20 protein-coding genes are annotated in these 22,989 nt (G+C 34.6%); 12 read left to right on the top strand and 8 right to left on the bottom strand.

Annotation, left to right across the window (positions count from 1 at the left end):
* The 8 genes from ABJF52_RS03255 to ABJF52_RS03290 all read left to right on the top strand — a co-directional run.
* A partial coding sequence (locus tag ABJF52_RS03255; RefSeq protein WP_348146235.1) for a hypothetical protein occupies nt 1–2,497 on the top strand: 2,497 nt, incomplete at its 5' end.
* A gap of 26 nt (nt 2,498–2,523) precedes the next feature.
* Nucleotides 2,524–3,972: a hypothetical protein gene (locus ABJF52_RS03260; protein WP_348146237.1), complete on the top strand. Its 1,449-nt coding sequence runs from the start codon at nt 2,524–2,526 to the stop codon at nt 3,970–3,972.
* Nucleotides 3,973–3,990: 18 nt separating this feature from the next.
* Nucleotides 3,991–5,157: a gliding motility-associated C-terminal domain-containing protein gene (locus tag ABJF52_RS03265; RefSeq protein WP_348146240.1), complete on the top strand. Its 1,167-nt coding sequence runs from the start codon at nt 3,991–3,993 to the stop codon at nt 5,155–5,157.
* 140 nt (nt 5,158–5,297) lie between these two features.
* Nucleotides 5,298–6,035 (top strand): M15 family metallopeptidase, encoded by a 738-nt coding sequence (locus tag ABJF52_RS03270; RefSeq protein WP_348146242.1) that lies wholly within the window; start codon nt 5,298–5,300, stop codon nt 6,033–6,035.
* 43 nt (nt 6,036–6,078) lie between these two features.
* The gene (locus tag ABJF52_RS03275; RefSeq protein ID WP_348146245.1) at nt 6,079–6,846 is read left to right on the top strand and encodes a M48 family metalloprotease; all 768 of its coding nucleotides are present in this window, start codon (nt 6,079–6,081) and stop codon (nt 6,844–6,846) included.
* A 339-nt stretch (nt 6,847–7,185) separates the two neighbouring features.
* Entirely contained in the window at nt 7,186–8,688 is a 1,503-nt protein-coding gene (gene gpmI, locus ABJF52_RS03280) for a 2,3-bisphosphoglycerate-independent phosphoglycerate mutase (RefSeq protein ID WP_348146248.1), read from the top strand.
* Between the two features lie 24 nt (nt 8,689–8,712).
* A complete protein-coding gene (map, locus tag ABJF52_RS03285) occupies nt 8,713–9,531 on the top strand; it encodes a type I methionyl aminopeptidase (protein ID WP_348146251.1) in 819 nt (272 codons plus the stop codon).
* Between the two features lie 57 nt (nt 9,532–9,588).
* Nucleotides 9,589–10,353: a methyltransferase domain-containing protein gene (locus ABJF52_RS03290; protein ID WP_348146254.1), complete on the top strand. Its 765-nt coding sequence runs from the start codon at nt 9,589–9,591 to the stop codon at nt 10,351–10,353.
* On the opposite strand, the gene ABJF52_RS03295 is transcribed toward ABJF52_RS03290, so the two are convergent.
* From ABJF52_RS03295 to ABJF52_RS03330, 8 genes are all read right to left on the bottom strand, one after another.
* Nucleotides 10,354–11,466 (bottom strand): FAD:protein FMN transferase, encoded by a 1,113-nt coding sequence (locus ABJF52_RS03295; protein ID WP_348146257.1) that lies wholly within the window; start codon nt 11,464–11,466, stop codon nt 10,354–10,356. It abuts the gene before it with no gap.
* Nucleotides 11,444–11,803, bottom strand: coding sequence for a Na(+)-translocating NADH-quinone reductase subunit F (locus ABJF52_RS03300; protein WP_348146260.1), 360 nt, complete (start codon nt 11,801–11,803; stop codon nt 11,444–11,446). Before ABJF52_RS03300 ends, ABJF52_RS03295 begins: the two co-directional genes overlap by 23 nt.
* Before the next feature lie 91 nt (nt 11,804–11,894).
* On the bottom strand, nt 11,895–13,202 hold the full coding sequence (nqrF, locus tag ABJF52_RS03305) for an NADH:ubiquinone reductase (Na(+)-transporting) subunit F (RefSeq protein ID WP_348146263.1): 1,308 nt from the start codon (nt 13,200–13,202) through the stop codon (nt 11,895–11,897).
* Between the two features lie 2 nt (nt 13,203–13,204).
* Complete coding sequence (gene nqrE, locus ABJF52_RS03310; RefSeq protein WP_348146266.1) at nt 13,205–13,969, bottom strand: NADH:ubiquinone reductase (Na(+)-transporting) subunit E; 765 nt, start codon at nt 13,967–13,969, stop codon at nt 13,205–13,207.
* 11 nt (nt 13,970–13,980) lie between these two features.
* A complete protein-coding gene (locus ABJF52_RS03315; RefSeq protein ID WP_348146269.1) occupies nt 13,981–14,628 on the bottom strand; it encodes an NADH:ubiquinone reductase (Na(+)-transporting) subunit D in 648 nt (215 codons plus the stop codon).
* A gap of 1 nt (nt 14,629) precedes the next feature.
* Complete coding sequence (locus tag ABJF52_RS03320; RefSeq protein WP_348146272.1) at nt 14,630–15,376, bottom strand: Na(+)-translocating NADH-quinone reductase subunit C; 747 nt, start codon at nt 15,374–15,376, stop codon at nt 14,630–14,632.
* Between the two features lie 2 nt (nt 15,377–15,378).
* A complete protein-coding gene (locus ABJF52_RS03325; protein WP_348146275.1) occupies nt 15,379–16,680 on the bottom strand; it encodes an NADH:ubiquinone reductase (Na(+)-transporting) subunit B in 1,302 nt (433 codons plus the stop codon).
* Between the two features lie 3 nt (nt 16,681–16,683).
* A complete protein-coding gene (locus tag ABJF52_RS03330; protein WP_348146278.1) occupies nt 16,684–18,036 on the bottom strand; it encodes a Na(+)-translocating NADH-quinone reductase subunit A in 1,353 nt (450 codons plus the stop codon).
* A 145-nt stretch (nt 18,037–18,181) separates the two neighbouring features.
* Here ABJF52_RS03330 and ABJF52_RS03335 point away from each other — a divergent pair, with 145 nt between their 5' ends.
* The 4 genes from ABJF52_RS03335 to pruA all read left to right on the top strand — a co-directional run bounded on the left by ABJF52_RS03335 (nt 18,182) and on the right by pruA (nt 22,931).
* Nucleotides 18,182–19,429 (top strand): type IX secretion system plug protein domain-containing protein, encoded by a 1,248-nt coding sequence (locus ABJF52_RS03335; protein ID WP_348146281.1) that lies wholly within the window; start codon nt 18,182–18,184, stop codon nt 19,427–19,429.
* A 76-nt stretch (nt 19,430–19,505) separates the two neighbouring features.
* On the top strand, nt 19,506–20,648 hold the full coding sequence (locus ABJF52_RS03340; RefSeq protein ID WP_348146284.1) for a DUF3667 domain-containing protein: 1,143 nt from the start codon (nt 19,506–19,508) through the stop codon (nt 20,646–20,648).
* A gap of 11 nt (nt 20,649–20,659) precedes the next feature.
* Entirely contained in the window at nt 20,660–21,046 is a 387-nt protein-coding gene (gene apaG / locus ABJF52_RS03345) for a Co2+/Mg2+ efflux protein ApaG (protein WP_348146287.1), read from the top strand.
* Between the two features lie 256 nt (nt 21,047–21,302).
* Entirely contained in the window at nt 21,303–22,931 is a 1,629-nt protein-coding gene (gene pruA, locus ABJF52_RS03350) for an L-glutamate gamma-semialdehyde dehydrogenase (protein WP_348146290.1), read from the top strand.
* The last annotated feature ends 58 nt before the right edge of the window (nt 22,932–22,989 follow it).

Raw genomic sequence — 22,989 nt, forward strand, 5'->3', positions numbered from 1 at the left:
AGATACTTCAGCGACTAATGAACTTTCGGATTTAGATTTAACTGGAAATATTCTTACGCTTACAAATCCTGCTACAGGAACGAATGAAATAGATTTAGCCGGTTTTGTGTCTAGCGATGATCAAAACTTAGAATCCGCTACACTTTCTGCTGCTAATGAATTAGGGATTAATATCGAAGGTGGTAATGATGTAACAGTAGATTTATCTGCATTAGATGATTCTGCTGCGATTGCAACAGTGCAAGCAGATGTTGACCAAAATGAAATTGATGCTGATAATGCCATTGCTGCTGTACAAGCGGATGTAGATCAAAATGAAACAGATGCCGATAACGCTATTGCTGCCGTACAAGCTGATGTAGATCAAAACGAAACAGATGCTGATAACGCTATTGCTGCTAATACAGCTGCAATTGCTGCACATAACACTGCAGATCAAGATACTTCAGCGACTAACGAACTTTCTGATTTAGATTTAACTGGCAACATTCTAACACTTACAAATCCTGCTACAGGAACGAATGAGGTAGATTTAGCCGGTTTTGTGTCTAGCGATGATCAAAACTTAGAATCTGCTACCCTTTCTGCTGCTAATGTATTAGGCATTAATATCGAAGGTGGTAATGATGTAACAGTTGATTTATCTGCATTAGATGATTCTGCTGCGATTGCAACCGTTCAAGCTGATGTAGATCAAAATGAATCAGATGCCGATAATGCGATTGCTGCCGTACAAGCTGACGTAGACCAAAATGAAACAGATGCTGATAACGCTATTGCTGCTAATACAGCTGCAATTGCTGCGCATAACACTGCAGATCAAGATACTTCAGCTACAAATGAACTTTCTGATTTAGATTTAACTGGAAATATTCTTACGCTTACGAATCCTGCTACAGGTACGAATGAAGTAGATTTAGCTAGTTTTGTGTCTAGCGATGATCAAAAAATTGACACCTTCTCCCTAACAGGAACAACTATTGCTGTTTCTAACGAAGGTGATGGTGAAGCTGATAAAACTATTGACCTTGGTACTACTTTCGCAACAGATGCTGAAGTAGCTACAGCTATTTCAGATTCGGAAGCATTGGATTTAGATAAAGTAATCGGAAACGAGTCCGTAACAGCATTAACTTTTGACGGTACAACTTTAACCTTAGCTCAAGATGGTGCGGCAAGTGAGACCGTGAATTTAAGTTCAGTAAGTTCGGACAATCAATATCCCGACAAATTTGCATTGAATGGCACATTCTTAGAATTATCTTTAATTAGAGATGGTCTTTCTGACAGAACAGTAAACTTAGACGGTACTTTTGCTACAGATGCACAAGTAAGCACACAGATAAGCAATGCTATTGCTGCTTCCGAAGCCTTGGATAATGACAAGGCAATTGGAAATGAATCTGTAACTGCTTTAACTTTTGATGGAACTACCTTAACTCTAGAACAAGATGGTGCCGCAGATGAAACGGTAAATTTAAGTTCTGTAAGTTCGGATAATCAATATCCAGATAAATTTGCTTTAAATGGAACATTCCTAGAATTATCATTAATAAGGGATGGGCTTTCTGACCGTACAGTTAACTTGGATGGTACGTTTGCAACAGATGCTCAACTAGCCAGTGCAATTGCAGCTTCCGAAGCATTAGATAATGATAAGAGTGCCACTAATGAAATTCAGACTTTATCTATTTCAGGAAACGATTTAAGTATTAATGGTACAGGAGGTAATACGATTACTTTACCTTCTATATCTGGAACTACTGGCTCGGTATTTTTTGCAGATACAAATGGTTCGCCAACAGAGGATAACTCGCAATTATTTTGGGATAATGGTAGTAATAGTTTAGGAGTTGGAACTTCCAGTCCTTCAAATAAACTTCATGTAACTGGAGCTATTCGTTCTCAAGGATTCCTTAATTCTAATGGTACAGAAAATGAACCTGCATATAGGTTTAATGGCGACACTAATACAGGTATGTATAAACCCGCTGGTGATGAAATCGGATTTAGCGTTGGTGGAATTGAAGCATTAAGAATAGATGAAACTTCAAACAATACTACAGTTATAGTTAATGAAACCTTGGAATTAGAAGGCGACGTATTAGATACTAGCAATTCACCCGGTACTGCAGGACAAGTTTTAAGTTCTACTGGTACAGGTACAGCATGGGTAAGTTCATTAAGCCCGATTAAGGCAATTGGAAAAATTGCTGGTGCGGGTAGTGTTATCAAAGCTACTAGTGGAATTACAACGTCAAAAATTAGTACAGGTAGATACCAGGTGAATTTACCATCGGGTATGGTATCAGATGCAAACTATATTATTCAATTAACACAACCCGGAAGAGGTGGTGCTGGAAATGATGATCCTGGAATTTCGTATTCAAATCAGACTGCTACAGGTTTCCAAGTAATTATCGGTGACAATGATAATGGAGCAACAGATAGAGCTAGATTCGATTCTGAATTTATGTTCACAATTTTAGACCTATAACCATACAATTAACAAACAAAACAAAAGTGATTAAAAAGCTATTAACCATTGTAATCTTTACCCTTACTTATGGTATGTACGGGCAAATTGACAGTCAACTTCTACTGGGTTTAACCAATGCAAGTACGCTTGAAATAAGTACAATACTTGGAGCTACTGAAGGGCAAATTCTTTATAATAATGACACTAAACAAATTATGGTTTACAATGGTTTATTATGGACCAGTGCATCGAATAGCAACTGGTTAAGCACTGGTAATATTGTTACAAGCGGGGCCTTTCTAGGAACTAATAATGATGCCATTTTAGATATCCGTTCAAATTCCACCAGTATTCTACAATTTGGTAGGAGACAAACTTTAGGACTTACTCAGGCATATTCCGATTATGATAATAATGATCAATATCTAACCTATGTAAAAGGTAGTAATGGAGTTGCAGCTCTACAATTTCAAGCAGATGCAGCTGAATTCTACAAGCCAATGTTTTATACAACTTCTGCTGGTAATTTTAGACTTAAAGGCAGTGCTGCCAAAACTGATTTTTTCGAAATAGGTTCAAATGGTACTTCTAATGATGGAGAGCTAGAATTTGTTATTGGTGATGACGGTGCTGAACCATTTATTTTTAAACGTTATGATTATCGCGATGCTTTGAAGAAGGAACTTTTTAGAATTCAAGGTGCATCCGATAGTCAAAATGCACTTCCAAGAGTAGGTATTAATACTGGTCAATTAGCAAATTCTACTTTACAAGTTGAAGGGTCTGTTGCTACCGCTATTGAAACAAGCTCCTCTAATTTAACTTTAAACGAAACACACCATACTGTTTTAATATCAAATAATAGCAACATAACTTTACCTTCAGCTGCTTCCTGTAGTGGAAGAACCTACATTATAAAAAATCAAAACAATAGTTCTATAAGTATTTCCAATTATTTGGATAATACAGGAAGTACTATTTCTTCAATAGGAGCGAATAGTATTTTACATGTACAAAGTGATGGCTCTGTTTGGCATTCTATTACTCCAGGAAAAACCAGTAATAAGTTTTTCTTAAATTATTCTGGTAGAGCTTATTATTACGCCAACAGATGGTACGGCCCTAACGATCAGTATGGCCAAGGCAATCAGAATTGGAGTTCTTACAAAGGAACATCTACTACTCCAGCTTACTCAAATACCGAACAATTTAGTGTTCCAATAACTTCAAGTGTTAACCTTTCAAAATTTACAGTAAAAAATGATTTTAACTCAACCCCTATAAATCCTAAAATAAATCTATCTGTAATTCGAAATGGTAGTATTTTAAATATAGGAACATATACAATAACGAATCCTTTGACAAGTGTTACAGTTCAAACCATTAATGTAAGTTACAACTTAGAAGAAGGTGATTTATTAGTATGGGCAACAGGATCATCATCTGGAAATCGATTGAGTTATACATCATTAACCTTTGAATTCACTTATTAATTGCAAGATTCGAATACAATGAAACCAATAATCACTTTAGTAATCATCTTCTTGCTACAAAATATAATTGTAGCCCAAGAAGCTGTGCACAATTTTGGTGATTTACAAATGCATGGTGATGTTAGTGTAGGCTTTCATATAGATTTAACTAACGATGGTAATTTTGACCAAAACACTGGACTTGCAGGATTTTATGGTTACAACAAAGCATTAACCGTTTCTGGAGCATTTGCTCCAATTTTTTATGATGCCGAAGTTGCTGTTGACTATGGATTATATCTGGACACCTCAATGGGAGTTATTAATAATGGAAATCTAATTGTAGGGGATATAATTACCCCTAGAAACGATACCAACATTTACACCAATTTCATTAATGATGCTTTTTATGTTGGCGATAACGATGCGGCATTAGTAAATGGTTATGCCGGTGCAACCAATAAAGAAGATTTTACATTCCCAGTAGGAGATGGAGAATATCTACGACCTTTAACTATAGCTTCTACAGGAATCAATGTTCAATCTACTTGCGCTTACTTTTATGAAAGTCCGAATGCACCATCAACGTTTTCTAAAAGTTTTGAAACCGGAACGAAAGAATCTGAATATTTATCGGTAAGCGATATAGAATTTTGGCATTTAAGAGGAAGTGTTCCATCATCTGTAACCTTAACATGGGATGATCGTAGTGATGTTAGAACTCTAGGTCAAACTATTGACGAGCTTAAAGTAGTTGGTTGGCATATCGATAAAAATGAATGGGTAGACTTAGGTAATGTTTTTGCACAAGGCACCATGAATAAAGGATCGCTGACATCTGAAATTTTTACACCAGACGAATATGAACTTTTAACAATTGGTGGTGCTGATCAAAGAATTGGGGAATTCATAACAATAGAACTAGACAATTATTTTATTACTCCAAATGGTGATGGTAAAAACGATTATTTAGTATTAGATGGTTTAGAGCAATCACCGAACAATGAATTAAAGATATTTAATCGCTATGGTGTTTTGGTATACTCAGAAATGAATTATCAAAATACCTTTAATGGTATTTCTAACAGAAATACTGTTATAAGTCGTGATACTGGTTTAGCCTCTGGTGTTTATTTTTATATAATTACCATGTTAGATATTAGGCAAAGACATCAGGGATACATGTACTTAGCCACATCAGAATAACTATTAAAAAAATGAATGTGATTAATTTTTTTTAAATTTAAATTACAAATAGTAAGCAATAAGTATCAGTTACACACATACTTGGCAACGTATTTGCTTTAAATCAAACTATAAAAACTAAGGAATTCAACACATAACTTATGCAACGTAGAAATTTTATTAAGAAAAGCGGCTTATCTGGTTTAGCGTTAACTATGCTTCCTAGCCTAAGTTTCGCAAATGATAATGATATTGAATACAGTATTCTAGAGTTAATGGGCAAGGTAGATATTGACCTTTACGGTGAAGGTATTAACCTTAGGCAAGAAGCTCATGATGCATTTTTAGAAATGAAGAAAGCAGCTTATAGCGATGGCATTGATATTAAAATCGTTTCGAGCTATAGGAGTTTTGAACGCCAAACCTCAATTTTTGAGCGTAAATATATACGCTACATCGATGACGGCATGGCGCCATTAGATGCAATAGACAAGATAATTGAATACTCTACAATACCAGGAACAAGTAGACATCATTGGGGTACCGATATTGATGTAATTGATGGTTACCCAAAGGTTGAAGGTGACGTTTTAGTACCTAACTTATTTAAAAATGGTGGTCCTTTTGAGAACTTTAAAAAATGGATGGACGAAAATTCTGAAAAGTTCGATTTTCATTTAGTTTATACAGATGTAGCAAAGCGTAATGGCTTTAAATACGAACCATGGCACTATAGCTATGCACCTTTATCAGTGCCTATGTTAACCCAATTCAGAAGCAAAAATCTAATGCAAATTTTAAAGAATGAAGAATTTGAAGGCAGCTCTGAATTCACTACAGGATTCATCAAAAACTACGTGAGAAACAATATTTTAGACATAAATACTTCGCTTTTATAACTCTTTTTGTACCTTGAAACGGTACTGAAAGAACACTATAAACATGAGAAGAAGTAGTTGGAAGATACGAATCTTCATAGGTCTAGCCATTGTAGCTTTTGCATTTATTCAAAAATGCAGTAATACAGAAGAGAATCCATATACTGGAAGATCACAGCATATAAACATGTCTGCTGACCAAGAAATTGCCATCGGACTTCAAAGTGCTCCTGAAATGGCACAACAGCATGGCGGGCTTTATCCAGACGAACGTTTACAAGCTTTTGTAGATGCAGTTGGCAACAAATTAGTACAAAATAGTATAGCTCGCGAAACCCCTTATCAATACGATTTTCATCTATTAGCCGATGATCAAACAATCAATGCCTTTGCTTTACCAGGCGGACAATGCTTTATCACCTACGCCCTTTTTTCACAATTAACTGAAGCTCAATTGGCAGGTGTAATGGGACATGAAATTGGTCATGTTGTGGGTAGACATTCTGCTGAAAGAATCGCAGATAGCAATTTCTGGAAAACAGCTACTATGGGTGCAACAGTTGGAGCTGGTGATATGGGCGGACTGGTGGGTGGAATAGGACAAAACACCTTACTAACTAACGGTCGTGGTGATGAATTAGAAAGTGATGATCTTGGAGTCTTATTTATGATTCAAGCGGGTTACGACCCTTATGAAATGATTGAAGTGATGAAAATTTTAAAAGCTGCTGCTGGTCCTAATAGAGTACCAGAATTTCAAAGTACTCATCCCGATCCCGAAAATAGAATTGAAAAAATAAGAGAGTCCATTCAGAAGTATAGCAATCAATAAAATAACAAGACCTCTAATTAGCATACTATTAAATACAATGGTATGAAAACTGTACTACTCAAGTCTTAGGTAAAGTAATGCCAACGAATATTGTTTCACTTTTTTATTCTATAAACAAAGAAATGAAAACGTAGACTCCTACAAAACGAAGCCTATTAAATTAAAGATCAGATCTTGAGACCAGATAGCTTAGAGATCAACTTTAAAGAAAATAAATTACAATTCTCCTTTTTACAGCTGTTTTTGGCTAAATATTCCTAAAAAAATAAAAACAAGATTCAAAAAATTGGCATTACTTCTTTAATCGTTCTACTTTTGAAAAAGTAATAAATATGCCACATGAACAAGAAAGTTATTTTGATGATTTTAGACGGATGGGGAACATCACCTGATCCAAAAGTTTCAGCAATTGATAATGCCAATACGCCATATATAGATAGCTTATATACCAAATACCCAAATGCTGCATTGCGCACCGATGGGCTTAACGTTGGTTTGCCAGAAGGGCAAATGGGTAATAGCGAAGTTGGCCATATGAATTTAGGAGCAGGAAGAATTGTCTATCAAGAGTTAACTAGAATCAACTTAGCGATAAAAAATAATACTTTAAAAGACGAAAAAGTCTTAGTAGATGCTTTTAATTATGCAAAGAGTAACAACAAAAAAGTTCATTTTTTAGGGCTATTAAGTGATGGAGGGGTACACTCTCATATCAATCACTTAAAAGGTTTACTAACAGCAGCTAATGACAATGGTTTAAAAGATGTTTTTGTTCACGCTTTTACCGATGGTAGAGATGTTGACCCAAAAGCTGGTGCTGGTTATGTTAAGGATTTACAGGAGCATATGTCTAAAACGGTTGGCGAAATCGCAACTGTAACTGGCCGTTATTACGCAATGGATAGAGATAATCGTTGGGAGCGTGTAAAACTTGCTTACGATGCAATTGCTAAAGGAGTAGGCACACCAACTGATAATGTAATAAAAAGTCTGGAAGAAAATTATAACAATGATGTTACTGATGAATTTGTAAAACCACTTATTGCAAATTCAAATGGCATCTTAGCAGAAGATGATGTTGTAATATTCTTCAACTTTAGAACAGATCGTGGTCGAGAACTAACAAATATGTTATCTCAAAATGATTTTCCTGAATTCGAAACAAAAAAAATACCATTGTACTATGTTACAATGACTAATTACGATGATAGTTTTAATGGAATAAATGTCATTTTTAACAAAGATAACATTACAGAAACCATTGGTGAAGTATTGTCTAAAGCTGGTAAAAAGCAAATTAGAATTGCTGAAACAGAGAAGTATCCACACGTTACCTTCTTTTTCTCAGGAGGCCAAGAAGAACCTTTCCCTGGAGAAAGCAGGATACTACGCAATTCTCCTAAAGTAGCTACTTATGATTTAAAGCCAGAAATGAGTGCTTACGAGCTCACGGATGCTTTAGTTGAAGATTTAAAAAAACAGGAAGCTGATTTTGTTTGCCTTAATTTTGCAAATGGAGATATGGTAGGACATACTGGCATCATGGAAGCAGCAATTAAGGCTTGTGAGGCAGTAGATATTTGCGTGAAAAATGTTGTAGAGACTGGGTTAGACAATGGGTATTCAACTCTACTTATTGCCGATCATGGAAATTGCGAAACTATGATTAACCCAGATGGTTCGCCACATACAGCACATACCACCAACCCTGTTCCTGTAATTTTAATTGATAAAGATTTAAAGAAAATAAACGACGGAGTTCTTGGAGATGTGGCCCCTACAATATTAAAAATGATTGGTGTAGCTCAACCAGAAGCAATGACCTGTAAATCATTAGTTTAAAAAGTCTTACTTACCTTTGACCTTATGATTAAAATTAAAACTGCCGAAGAAATAGAATTTATGCGCGAAAGCGCATTGATTGTTTCAAAAACGTTAGGAATGCTAGCCTCCGAAATTAAACCTGGAGTTACGTCATTATATTTAGACAAATTAGCCGAAACTTTTATTCGTGACCATGGTGCCGTTCCAGGCTTTTTAGGGCTTTATAATTTCCCTAACTCGCTTTGCATGAGTCCAAACTCACAAGTTGTTCATGGCATACCTAATAATACTCCATTAATTGAAGGAGATATAATATCAATCGATTGTGGTGCCTTAAAAAATGACTTCTATGGTGACCATGCATATACCTTCGAAGTTGGCGAAGTAAAACCAGAAATTAAAAAATTGTTACAGGTTACCAAAGAATCTCTTTATGTAGGAATTAAAGAGTTCAAAATTGGAAATCGTGTAGGTGATGTTGGTTTCGCGATACAAAAATATACTGAAGATCACGGTTATGGTGTTGTTCGCGAATTAGTGGGCCATGGTTTAGGAAGAAAAATGCATGAAGACCCAGAAATGCCAAATTATGGTAAACGTGGTCGAGGCAAGAAATTTGTAAACGGAATGGTTGTAGCTATTGAACCCATGACCAATTTGGGAACACGTAGAATAAAACAACTAAGTGACGGTTGGACAATACTAACAGCGGACGGCGAACCAAGTGCACATTTCGAACATGATGTAGCATTAATAGATGGTAAACCTGAACTATTATCTACTTTTAAATACATATATGATGCACTTGGCATTAAAAGTGATGAGGAAGATGAGTTTAGAAAACAAGGATTAGTACATTAACCATAATAACAAGTCATTGAGAGTTTAACAATTCACAAGACTACGCTGAACAATAGCTTGAAAAAACTTTTCAAAATTGTACTCAACATTATACCACGTCCTTTACTCATTAAAATGAGTTATTGGGCCAGACCTATTCTTGCTTTTTTTATGCGAGGCAGCAAGTATGTGGACCCAATTGATGGTAAAAGCTTTAAGAGTTTTCTTCCCTACGGATATGAAAAGCCAAGAGAAAATGTTCTTGCTCCTGCTACACTATCCTTAGAACGACATCGATTACTATGGCTCTTTCTAAAAAACGAAACCAATTTCTTTACTGCCAATTTAAGCCTTTTACATTTTGCACCTGAACAAGCCTTTTACAAAAGGTTTAAAGCGCTTAAAAATCTAGATTATATTACAACAGATTTAAATTCACCGCTCGCCGATGTAAAAGCAGATATTTGTGATTTACCATTTAATGATGAGTCTTTTGATGTGATTTTTTGTAACCATGTTTTAGAGCATATTCCTAATGACACCAAAGCAATGACAGAAATGTATCGTGTGTTAAAGCCAGGAGGTTGGGGCATTTTTCAAATTCCACAAGATTTAAATAGAATTAAAACTTTTGAAGATAATAGTATTGTTGACAAAAAAGAACGTGCAAGAATTTTTGGTCAATATGACCATGTACGTATTTATGGTCGCGACTATTTCGACAAATTACGAAGCATTGGTTTTATTGTGGAAGAACTAGATTATACTGCTAGTTTTTCTTCGGAAGACATCGAAAAATATAGACTTGCTAAAGGTGAAATAATTCCATTGGTAAGAAAATAATTATTGAGCAATTAAAAGCTTTTTAAAGCCTTCTGTCATAAATTCCTGAATAGTACCCATTTCATTTGAATACACAATATAAGCATCAAGTTCTTCTCGGGTATTCAACAACTGTTTCACTTCATCCAAATCCATTGCCATAAAAGATGTAGCGTATCCGTCTGCTGTCGCACAATTTTTAGCAAAAACAGTTGCTCCAAGGGTTGTAGAGTTTTTGGTATATCCTGTTAACGGGTTTATAGTATGCACATATTTTTCACCTGTTTCTTCATCAACTCGATATTTAATATAATTTCCAGAAGAAGCCATAGCCCTATTCTTCAAATGTATCAATTGCTTAGGACTATTTCGCGGTTCACCCACCGGATCATCAATACCAATTACCCAATTTTTATCTGTTATACTATTATAACCTTTTGCAACCACCTCTCCCCCTACTTCTATTAGATAATTCTCAACACCTTTCTGATCTAACATAACTGCTAAGCGATCTATTGAATAACCTTTAGCTATTGCATTAAAATCAAACCTTATTTGAGGTAATTTCTTTTTAATAGTATTATTAGCTTGCAATTGAACTTTTTCAAAACCTACAAAATCTAAAAGACTATCTACCTTAGCGCTATCTAATTTAATTTGCTCACCCGGACCAAATCCCCAAGCATTAACCAAAACACCCACAGTGGGATCAAAATAGCCCTTAGTTGAACTGTGTATACTTTTTGACAGTAGAAAAACTTCTTGAAACATCTGATCAACCACCAATGTAGAATCACCTTCATTAATTTTTGAAATATCGGAAGTAGGAATATAAGTTGACATTGAGATATTGATTACTTCAAATACTGAATCAATCTCTTTTTGAAAATTTTCTTCACCATCTGTGATATACGTAATGCCATAACTGGTACCTAAGGCAGCACCTCTATTCTGATTTTTAATTAATTTTGGCTCACTTTTACATGAAAGAACCAAAGCAATTATAGTCAAAAAACATATAAGCAGTTTAGAAAAGCTAAATAAACCATGTAATTTCTTCAACATACCATTAGCCTTAAGTAAATGTACCTTTTCATTGATAGTCATAGTTCTAGATTTCAATAAGTCCGTCATAATCAACAATATATTCTTCATTTAAATATACAGGCAAAAATCTATCTTGAGCATTAGAAAGACCTACTCCAGCATAATACGCTTTTGCTTCATGTTTTAAAGCATGATCTTTCATTTTAAGCATAAAATCTTGATCATAATTTGAAGGGTCTTCAGGAAACGGAATATTTCTAACTATTATAAAATGTAGTTTTTTATCCTTCAAACAAACAAATTGAGGATTCTTTTTAGGCTTACTATTTATGCCCATAAATTCATAACCATCTTCCTCTAATTTTCTACCTACAATGTTCATTGCAAGATTATGAAGCTCCTGTTCTGTAAGGGGTTTACTCATAGTAAATCAGAATCAAAAAACCTGACAGGTATAAAATCTGTCAGGTTTTTAATTTTAGTTTTTATTTTTTAGAAATAAATAAACTTTTAGGTTATCCTCCAAAATCGTCAAAACGAATATGCTCATCTGGAATACCAAAATCTTCACCCATTTTCTGAACAGCTTTATTCATCAATGGTGGTCCACAGAAGTACAATTCTATATCTTCTGGTGCTTCATGTAGGCTTAAGTAATTATCAATTACACAATTATGTATAAACCCGACAAAACCATCACCTGGGGCATCAATATTTTCTTTTACCTTCCAATTATCTTCCTCCATTGGTTCAGATAATGCCAAGTAAAACTTGAAATTTGGAAACTCTTTCTCTAGTTCGTAAAAATGGTCTAGATAAAATAACTCTCTCTTAGAACGACCACCATACCAATACGTAACTTTTCTACCAGTTTTTAATGTTTTGAAAAGATGATACAAATGCGAGCGCATAGGTGCCATACCAGCTCCACCACCTACATATAACATTTCTGACTCAGACTCATTAATAAAAAACTCACCATAAGGTCCAGAAATAGTTACTTTATCACCTTTCTTCTGATTAAAAATATATGAAGATGCAATTCCTGGATTAACATCCATCCAGCCATTTTTAGCTCGATCCCAAGGTGGACAAGCGACACGTACATTCAACATTATCTCCCTTCCTTCTGCTGGGAAAGAAGCCATAGAGTATGCTCTTTCTATGGTTTCGGTATTTTTCATCACCAACGGCCATAAGGCAAATTTATCCCATTCTGTTTGAAACTTATCAGGAGTATCATGCTCCTCTGGGTGCGCCGTAATATCCATATCAGAATATTTTACTTCGCATGGTGGAATTTCAATTTGAATATAACCACCTGCCTTGTATCCCATATCTTCCGGAATTTCAACAACAAATTCCTTAATAAAAGACGCTACATTATAATTACGAACAACGGTACCTTCCCACTTTTTAATTCCGAATACTTCTTCCGGAATTGTAATCTCCATATCCTGTTTTACCTTTACTTGACAGGCTAAACGAGCACCATGATTTAATTCTTTCTTAGAAAAATGAGGAGTTTCAGTAGGCAATGCCTCGCCTCCACCAGAAAGCACATGACATTCACACTGAATACATGTTCCACCTCCACCACATGCAGAAGGTAAAAATACTTTTTGATTCCCTAATGTAGTGAGTAATGAACTACCTGAGCCTACTTCAATTTTCTTTTCACCATTAATAGTTATGGTAACCGGACCAGATGGCGAAAGTTTTTCTTTGGTAAACAGTAATAATGCAACCAATAATAATAAAAGAATAAGAAACGCAACAACAGTAATTAATATGGTTCCTCCTGTACTTGTAGCTAATATCATTTCTACTTTTTTATAGCATCGTTATAAGAAATATCATTTTCGTCAATTTCTTTATTTTTTTCTTTATTTAATTCTAGTGTACCTAAATCTTCTGTTTCAATTTTATCAACAGCTGTTTCAGTCTCGGTAGTTTCTTCAGCATCACCACCACCGGTTAACATACCCCCAAAACTTTGAAAACCAATACCCATTAACCCTGTAATGATAAAGGTGATACCTAATCCTCTTAAAGGCGCAGGAACATTTGAATATCTAATTTTTTCGCGAATGGCAGCAATAGCTAAAATTGCTAAAAACCATCCAATACCTGAACTTACACCATAATTAAACGCAAGACCAAATGTTTCAATTTCTCTAGCCTGCATAAACAAAGAACCTCCCAAAATTGCGCAGTTAACCGCAATTAAGGGTAAAAATATACCCAAAGAGTTATAAAGTGAAGGAGAGAACTTTTCCACAACAATTTCAACCAATTGCACCATTGTAGCAATAGTTGCAATAAATAATATAAAAGATAAAAAGCTCAGGTTATACTCTGCATATTCTGGGCCTAACCAAGCTAACGCACCATCTTGCAGCAAATACTTATCTAATAACCAGTTCATGGGTACGGTTACCGCTAATACGAATATCACAGCTGCTCCCAAACCTACAGCGGTGGCAACTTTTTTAGAAACCGCTAAATAAGAACACATTCCTAAGAACACGGCGAAAACCATGTTATCAATAAAAATGGACTTAAAAAATAATTCTACATGCTCTAACATAATTCCCTAATTTAATTGTCTTCAACTAATGCAGGGTTACGCGAACGTTGCACCCAAATAATAATACCCACTACAATAAGCGCCGCAGGAGGAATAATCATAAATCCATTATTCTCATAACCAGTAGCATAAAGTCCTGTTTTAGCTATTGGATCACCTAACACTGGAAATCCTAATAAAGTTCCAGACCCAAACAACTCTCTAAAGAATCCTACGATAATCAAAATAATTCCATACCCCAAAGAGTTACCAATTCCATCTAAGAAAGACTTCCATGGTCCATTTGCTAAAGCAAAAGCTTCAAAACGCCCCATAATAATACAGTTGGTAATAATCAATCCAACAAATACTGATAATGTTTTACTCAATTCGTAAGCAAATGCTTTTAACACTTGATCCACTATAATCACCAATGCAGCAACTACAATCAATTGAACGATTATTCGAATTTTGGAAGGAATAATGTTTCGCATTAATGAAATAACTACGTTACCAAGACCCAATACAAACAATACTGCCACAGCCATTACAATGGAAGCTTTTAACTCAGCAGTAATTGCTAAAGCAGAACATATACCCAAAACTTGAATTGTAATAGGGTTGTTATCCGCTAGCGGATCCAAAATTAAATTCGTATCTTTTTTTGAAAGTAATCCCATATTATTTAACTCTAATGGTTTCTAAATAACCTTTATATAAATTAACGCTTTCTTTAATCATTGCAGAAACACCATTACCAGTAATTGTAGCTCCTGCCATAGCATCCACTTCATTATCATCCTTGGTATTGTTCAAAGGGTCATTGTTCCCTTTTACAACAGCTATTCCTGCATATTTAGTACCTTTTAAAATGGTTTCACCAGTAAAGTCATCCATAAAATAGCGCTGTTTAATATTAGCTCCTAACCCTGGTGTCTCACCTTTATGATCAAAATACACACCTTGCACAGTCATAGTTTCATCTAAAGCTATAAAACCCCAGATAGCATCCCATAATCCTTTACCATACATTGGAATAATGTAAAATTTCTTACCGTCTTTATCCCCTATGAATAATGGAAGTTTAAAAGATTCTCCCTTCTTTTTTGCAGCTAACTGTTTTTTCAAATCGATTAAATAAGCTTCGTCATCATTAGTGACCTTATCGCCTTCAATAACCAACTGCTCCTTTATATAATTATTAAACTCACCCTCAACTTTATCCGTAGGTATAAAACTAACACTTGATTCGTCATTTTCATTTACACCCATTGCGTAAAGAATATTCTGTTGTTTTTCGAACCTTTCGTTTTCTTGAATATTAGGTCGTAAGGCTGATGCTAGAAAAGCCAATATTGATCCTACTACCACTACCATAATAGTTGCAAAAATTATGGTATAACTATTTTTATCAGTATTGATTGCCATTTTTATACAGTTTCTGCTTTTAGTTCTTTTGCTTCTCCTTCTGAATCCTTAGGATAAATTGTAGCATTTGTTAATCGTTTCAAACGTTTTTTAACATTGCCTTGCACTACATAATGATCAATGGTAGGTGCAAAAACGTTCATTAATAATATTGCTAAGAATACACCTTCTGGATAAGCTGGATTAAATACACGAATCATTACTGACATAAAACCTATTAAAAAGCCATATATCCATTTACCTCGGTTAGTTTGTGAACCGGTGACAGGGTCTGTTGCCATATAAACAATACCAAATGCCAAACCACCTACTAATAAATGCTTCCAAAAATCAAAACTCATTAAGCCATAAAATGGGCTATTTCCTGTTATCCACCCTTGGTCAACAACACCGTTAAAAATCAAGCCCATTACTAAAGAACCTAGTACAGCGCTTAACATAATTCTCCAGCTAGCTATTTTAGAAAAAATCAAAAACAAACCTCCTAACAGTATTAAGAAAGTAGGTGTCTCGCCAACCGAACCTGGTATAAAACCCCAAAACATATCCCATGTACTATAAATGGTATCCATTTCGGCTCCTTTTCCTTGCGCTAAAAATCCAAGAACAGTTTCACCAGATATTGCGTCTACATTCGTCGCACCATCTGCAATCATTTCAGCTCTTTCACGTGCTTCATAAACCCAAACCTTATCTCCACTCATCCAAGTTGGGTAAGCGAAGAAAAGAAAGGCGCGAATAGTTAATGCGGGGTTTAGAATATTCATTCCTGTACCACCAAAAACTTCCTTACCGATAACCACACCAAAAATTACAGCTATTGCTAGCATCCATAATGGCGTATCAATTGGCACAATTAAAGGCACTAACATACCAGTTACCAAATATCCTTCTTCTACTTCGTGTCCTTTTATTACAGCAAAAATAAATTCAATAAGAAGTCCAACACCATAGGATACAACCAACAAAGGCAAAACCTTTATTATTCCAATCCAAAAATTATCCCATGTCAAGAAATGATCCATCACAGAGAAATTCTCTGGAAAACCATTAATTGCAGAGAAATGTTGGTAACCTGCATTAAACATTGAAAAAATAAGCACAGGCACTAATGCCATAATTACTGTATTCATTGTTCGCTTTAAATCATCTGCTGATCTTACATGCGAACCTGAATGGGTAGTCTCGTCTGGCGCGTATAAAAAAGTATGGATTGCATTAAATGCAGGAGCCATTTTTTTACCTCGGTAATGGTGCTTTAAGATGTGTAGTCTTTTCTTAAAGGTCAGTCTTTTATCACTCATCTTTTATCCTATTTCTTTATAAAGCAAATCTAATCCCTCACGAATAATTTGTTGGTGAGGTTGTTTTGACACACAGATAAATTCTGTCAAAGAAAAATCTTCAGGAGCCACTTCATAAAGCCCCAATTGTTCCATTTCATCTAAATCTTTGTACAAGCAAGCTTTTAAAAGTTGCATTGGAAAAATATCTAATGGAAATATCTTCTCATATTGACCAGTTAACACAAAAGCTCGGTGCTCTCCGTTAGTATTGGTATCTAATGTGAATTTCTTATTCGGTTGCATCCAAGAGAAAGTTAAAGCTCTTGTTGCAGAAATTTTATTAAAAATCGGCTTATTCCATCCGAAAAAATCGTAATCATCTCCTTCTGGAATAACAGAAACTGTATTATTATAGAACCCTAAATGGCCATCTGGCTTACTTTTAGACCCTGTAAGCACGTCACCATTAATAACTCTAATATTATCTTCATTAACACCACTAGCATATAAAAAAGTTGATATCTCAGCCCCAATCATTGTAGTAAAATATTTAGGAGCCTTCACAGAAGAACCAACTAAAGCCACTGTTCGCTCTGCATTAAACTTTCCTGTCAGCAAAGCCTCTCCCATTATAATAAGATCCTGCGGAGCAACAGTCCAAACAACTTCTCCTTTATTTATAGGATCTATCTTATTAATTTGAGTACCAACTAAACCAGCTGGGTGTGGACCTGAAACCTTATGTAATTCTACATTAGATAAACCGGTTAAAACCGAACTACTAGCAGCACCAACAGAAAGATGAACTTTACCAGGGGTAAGTTTACTTAAAGCATTAATAGCTGCTTGAATTTCTTTTTCTTTTCCTTCCAAAACGTAATCCACTTCAGCAGCCAAAGGAGCTGTAGTGTACGCCGAAATAAAAATAGCCTTTGGATTAACATCCGGATTTGCAATTATATCATATGGTCGTTGTTTAATAAATGGCCAACAACCAGATTTTAACATAAAAGCTTTTATACTTTCTTTTGTGGCAGATTGCACATCAAATGTTGAATGCACTAAACTTTCTTGGGTTTTATCTGGCAATATTCTCAGCGATAATATTTTTCTCCTAGCACCACGCTCAATCTCTACCAATTCACCACTTACGGGCGACACGAAAAGCATTTCTTCGTTGTCTTTATTGTAAAAAATTGCCTCACCAGCTTTAACCTCAGCACCTTGCTTTACCAACATTTTAGGCGTTACCCCATGAAAATCACTTAAATTAAGCGAATACACATTGCTTAAAACAGCTTTAGATGTAGTCTTTTCTGCGGTGCCGACAAGGTTTATATTCAACCCTTTTTTAATTCGGATGTCTTTAGACATATTTTTGTAGACTATATTAAAATTCGGGCAAATTTAGCATTTAAACGATTCTTTTCATAATAATTACCCATTAATTTAGGCATTATAACGAGGTTAATTTTTTAGGTACGCTTTTTGCTTAACTTTACCAGAAATTTGCAGGTTAATGAGCTCGATTGCTTTTAGAATAATATTACTACTTTTTTGCACCTCATCGCTTTGTGCTCAGGTATATGAAGAAGTTAATGCACCAGACTATATTAAGTCTATTGTATTTAAAGGACCCACTGAAGATCAATTTCCAATCGTTCAAATAGGTGAAACACTTAATCTTGAATTTGATGATCTTTCTGCAAGCGAACAAGATTTCTACTATAAAATAGTGCATTGTGATTACGATTGGCAAAGTTCAAGCCTTTTAAAATCGCAATATCTTGATGGTATTGACAACCAAAGAATAATCAATTACGGCAATAGTTACAACACACTACAGCCCTACTCAAACTATTCGTTAAGCATTCCAAATGACGCGGTACGCTTAAAAGTAAGTGGAAATTACGTATTAGAAATTTACAATTCTAGCGATGAAATTCAATTCTCAAGAAGATTTGTTGTTTATAAAGATTTAGTATCAGTAAGCGGTACAGTTAAAAGATCGCGAGATTTTGATTTTTTAAACGAAAAACAAGTAGTACAATTCACCATTAACTCCGGTAACACACAATTAATTAACCCTAAAAAAGAGGTTAAAATAGCTATTGTTCAAAATTACCACTGGCCAACAGCACTATATGATGTACCACCACAATTTACAATTGGAAGTGAACTTGTATATAAATATGACTATGAAACCAGTTTTTTTGGAGGCAATGAATTTTTATACTTTGACACTAAAGACTTAAGAGCTCCAAGCTCTGAAATAGCACGTATAGATCTTGAAGATATATACCAACATTATTTATTTTCCGATAATTTAAGATACAATATCGCATACACTTATTTTCCCGATATCAACGGAGATTTTGCGATAAGAACCCTCCAAGGTGATGACACATCAAGAGAAGCTGAATATACGAATGTACATTTTAGTTTGCCCTACAATGAAATTCTAGGGCTTGATGATGTTTATATTTTCGGAAAATTCAACAATTATGCACTTACAACAGAAAACAAATTAAAATATAATGAAGATAACGGGATGATGGAAGGAACCCTAGAGCTTAAACAAGGGTTTTACAATTACAAATACATTGTACAAAAAGAAGATGGTTTAATTGACCTCAATACAGTTTCAGGTAACTATCATTTTACCGAAAATAATTATTCAATTTTAGTTTATTATCGAAATTTTGGAGATTTGTACGACAGCATTATTGGCATAGGATCTGCCAACTCTAGAAACATCACCAATTAAAACTCAATCTACATACTGGTTAGCCTATAACATTTGAGCCTTTTTGCAAAAAGATTTTATATCTTGGAAGCTTCATATGAGTAACAAACCAACCTTAACATCAAAAGGCCGATATAAAATAGAATTCAGAGGAACTGAATGCCTAAACTGTGGACACCCATTAAAATTAACCGATAAATTTTGTTCGAATTGTTCGCAAGCCAATAGCACCAAAAAACTATCCTTAAAGGATTTTTTTGATGAGTTTTTTGCCACCCTAATTTCTTATGACTCTAAACTTCTAAAGACCCTTAGCGCAATGCTCATACAACCGGGTAAAATTACACGTGATTTTATCAACGGAAAACGCGCTTCCTACACAAATCCATTTCGTTTTCTTTTAAGCCTAACAATCATCTATTTTTTAATGATTAATTATGGTGGAAACTACTCAAGCTTAGACAAACACGGATTACAGAACAAGGATGAAATATTTGACCGAATGAATGATTTCAATTTCGATTCAAACCAATTTGAAAATGAAGATTTCACAACTGAGGAGCTTGACACAATTATTGATATTGAAAACATAAAATTAAGCTTAAAGGAAACAGCAAATAAAACTAAAAGTAAAGACTCAGTAATTTTAGCAAATCCAAGCGCTTACTTTAAAACCATAGGAGATAAATCCTTTATAGCTCGGCAGAACAAAAAACAAGACTTTTTTAGAACGGTTATTACTAAGGACACAATTTATGATTTCGAACAAGCTGTAGAAAAATATGATATATCAAATACCTTTGAAAACAACCTAACTTTCAACTTAGCACATGGCACAATTGGCCTACTACAACAACCGGGTAGCTTCATAAGTTCGATGATTTCAAAATTACCTTTTGCCATATTTTTCTTTTTACCAGCGTTCGCACTGTTCATTTGGCTGGTATATATCAGAAAAAAATACAGTTATACCGATCATTTGATCTTTAGCTTTCACAATACATCTTTGTTTTTTATCTTGCTGATTATTAGTTATTTGATTGAATGGATTACAAACTTTAATGTCAATTGGGTTTTTTTAATTCTCTTTTGTTTTTATCTATTTATTTCGATGAAAAGGTTCTATCAACAAAGTTTTATCAAAACAAGTATTAAATACGTGTTTTTAAATACGATTTTTTTTATATTGGCAATGTTTTCTATGGCAATTTTATTTGCAGGAAATATTTTTACATTTTAGATTGAGAGACTATGACAACATTAGTAACCAAAGGCATTAAAATTTCTGTTCGCACAACTTTTGAAGGAACCTTCTTTAAAAATTATAAAATGCATTTTGCATTTGGCTATACTATTACCATAGAGAACCAGAGTAAAGACTCTGTGCAGTTAACAGGACGTCATTGGCAAATCTATGATTCTTTAAATGATATGGAGGTTTTAGATGGTGAAGGTGTAATTGGTAAGAAACCCGTTATTTTACCAGGTGAATCTCACACCTACAATTCTGGTTGTCTTTTAGCATCACCGATAGGCGCTATGAAAGGACATTATAACATGGTAAATTTTGGTACATCAGAAAAATTTAGAGTATATATTCCTACTTTTAAATTCCACGCTCCTTTTGCTTTAAATTAAGATTATTATACAAGCAATTTAAGACTTATCATACTACTTAAGATCAACAAAATAGCATTGAATTAATCAACTTTTAATTCAATGCACTAGCACTTCTTTATTCTTATTATTTTCAATATCATTTCGCAAAATTTCAGCTTCTTTAAATTGCATTTAACCTTTGCCTATTAGTGCCAAATAGCAATTTGTAAATTCTTTTTATTGTCAATAACAACAAGTACCTTTGCTTCAGTTTTTAACCCCTAAATAAAATATCATGGGTAAAGGTTTTTTTCAAGTGCCAACAGCTATTAACGAGCCTATTTTAGGTTATGCACCTGGTTCAACTGAACGAGAAGAAGTACTTAAGCAATATGAAGCTTATTACAATAATAGTATAGAGGTACCAATGTACATTGGTAAGAAAAAAGTAAAATCAGGAAATACAAAACCAATGTCTCCGCCACATGATCATCAACACAACGTAGGAAGCTACCATATTGCTGATGAATCTCATGTGATTGACGCAATAGATTCAGCCTTAAAAGCACGAGATGCTTGGGCAAATTTAACTTGGGAGCAACGTGCAGCAATTTTTTTAAAAGCTGCTGAATTAATAGCCGGACCTTATCGTGCTAAGATTAATGCTGCCACTATGATAGCCCAATCAAAAAATATTCATCAAGCCGAAATTGATGCTGCTTGTGAACTTATAGATTTTTTACGTTTTAATGTGGAATACATGTCTCACATTTATGAGGAACAACCCGATTCTGCAGAAGGTATTTGGAATCGTGTAGAATATCGTCCACTCGAAGGATTTATTTATGCCATTACACCATTTAATTTTACGGCAATTGCGGGTAATTTACCAGCTAGTGCTGCCATGATGGGCAATGTTGTTGTATGGAAACCAAGCGATAGTCAAATATTTTCAGCTAAGGTAATTGTAGATATTTTTAAAGAAGCTGGGTTACCTGATGGCGTAATAAATGTTATATACGGAGATCCTGTAATGATAACAAAGAATATATTGGCAAGTCCAGATTTTGCCGGAATTCACTTTACCGGTTCAACACATGTTTTTAAAGAATTATGGAAACAAATTGGCAACAACATTCACACGTATAAAACATACCCAAAAATAGTAGGTGAGACGGGTGGCAAGGACTTTATTTTAGCTCATTCATCTGCTAATCCAAAACAAGTAGCAACAGCAATAGTACGCGGTGCCTTTGAATTTCAGGGTCAAAAATGCAGTGCAGCCTCTAGAGTATATTTACCGAAATCTAAGGCTGATAAAATTCTTGATTTAGTTAAAAAAGATGTCGAATCTTTCAATCCTCCAGGTTCACCAGAAGATATGTCGAACTTCATTACAGCAGTTATTCATGAAGGTTCTTTTGATAAATTGGCAAAATATATTGACCAAGCGAAAAAAGATAAAAAAGCAAAAATTATTGCTGGTGGAAATTATGACAAATCGAAAGGGTATTTTATTGAACCAACTGTAATTCTGACTACTGATCCTAAATATACAACCATGGAAACTGAACTTTTTGGTCCTGTGGTAACAATTTATGTGTATGATGATAAAGATTGGGCTAAAACTTTAAAATTAATAGATACAACCTCAGAATATGCTTTAACGGGAGCCGTTTTATCAACAGATCGTTATGCCATTGATGAAGCTACAAAAGCATTACAAAATGCTGCTGGAAATTTCTATATAAATGACAAACCTACAGGAGCTGTTGTTGGTCAACAACCTTTTGGAGGAGCTAGAGCATCTGGAACAAATGACAAAGCCGGATCGGCCCAAAATTTATTGCGTTGGGTATCACCTAGATTAATCAAGGAAACATTTATAACTCCTGAAGACTATCGTTATCCATTTTTAGGATAATTACTTCATAACAGCTAGTGTATGAAGTGCTTATATTTTAAAAACATTACCTTACACA

The organism is Aurantibacter sp. (assembly GCF_039941195.1).
Classification (GTDB): domain Bacteria; phylum Bacteroidota; class Bacteroidia; order Flavobacteriales; family Flavobacteriaceae; genus Aurantibacter_A.

Bases quoted from the DNA above. Each gene is read 5' to 3' on its own strand.
- ABJF52_RS03265 (WP_348146240.1), top strand. From the start codon at position 3,991: ATGAAACCAATAATCACTTTAGTAATCATCTTCTTGCTACAAAATATA.
- ABJF52_RS03270 (WP_348146242.1), top strand. From the start codon at position 5,298: ATGCAACGTAGAAATTTTATTAAGAAAAGCGGCTTATCTGGTTTAGCG.
- ABJF52_RS03275 (WP_348146245.1), top strand. From the start codon at position 6,079: ATGAGAAGAAGTAGTTGGAAGATACGAATCTTCATAGGTCTAGCCATT.
- gpmI (WP_348146248.1), top strand. From the start codon at position 7,186: ATGAACAAGAAAGTTATTTTGATGATTTTAGACGGATGGGGAACATCA.
- map (WP_348146251.1), top strand. From the start codon at position 8,713: ATGATTAAAATTAAAACTGCCGAAGAAATAGAATTTATGCGCGAAAGC.
- ABJF52_RS03295 (WP_348146257.1), bottom strand. From the start codon at position 11,466: ATGACGGACTTATTGAAATCTAGAACTATGACTATCAATGAAAAGGTA.
- ABJF52_RS03300 (WP_348146260.1), bottom strand. From the start codon at position 11,803: ATGAGTAAACCCCTTACAGAACAGGAGCTTCATAATCTTGCAATGAAC.
- nqrF (WP_348146263.1), bottom strand. From the start codon at position 13,202: ATGATATTAGCTACAAGTACAGGAGGAACCATATTAATTACTGTTGTT.
- nqrE (WP_348146266.1), bottom strand. From the start codon at position 13,969: ATGTTAGAGCATGTAGAATTATTTTTTAAGTCCATTTTTATTGATAAC.
- ABJF52_RS03315 (WP_348146269.1), bottom strand. From the start codon at position 14,628: ATGGGATTACTTTCAAAAAAAGATACGAATTTAATTTTGGATCCGCTA.
- ABJF52_RS03320 (WP_348146272.1), bottom strand. From the start codon at position 15,376: ATGGCAATCAATACTGATAAAAATAGTTATACCATAATTTTTGCAACT.
- ABJF52_RS03325 (WP_348146275.1), bottom strand. From the start codon at position 16,680: ATGAGTGATAAAAGACTGACCTTTAAGAAAAGACTACACATCTTAAAG.
- ABJF52_RS03330 (WP_348146278.1), bottom strand. From the start codon at position 18,036: ATGTCTAAAGACATCCGAATTAAAAAAGGGTTGAATATAAACCTTGTC.
- ABJF52_RS03335 (WP_348146281.1), top strand. From the start codon at position 18,182: ATGAGCTCGATTGCTTTTAGAATAATATTACTACTTTTTTGCACCTCA.
- ABJF52_RS03340 (WP_348146284.1), top strand. From the start codon at position 19,506: ATGAGTAACAAACCAACCTTAACATCAAAAGGCCGATATAAAATAGAA.
- apaG (WP_348146287.1), top strand. From the start codon at position 20,660: ATGACAACATTAGTAACCAAAGGCATTAAAATTTCTGTTCGCACAACT.
- pruA (WP_348146290.1), top strand. From the start codon at position 21,303: ATGGGTAAAGGTTTTTTTCAAGTGCCAACAGCTATTAACGAGCCTATT.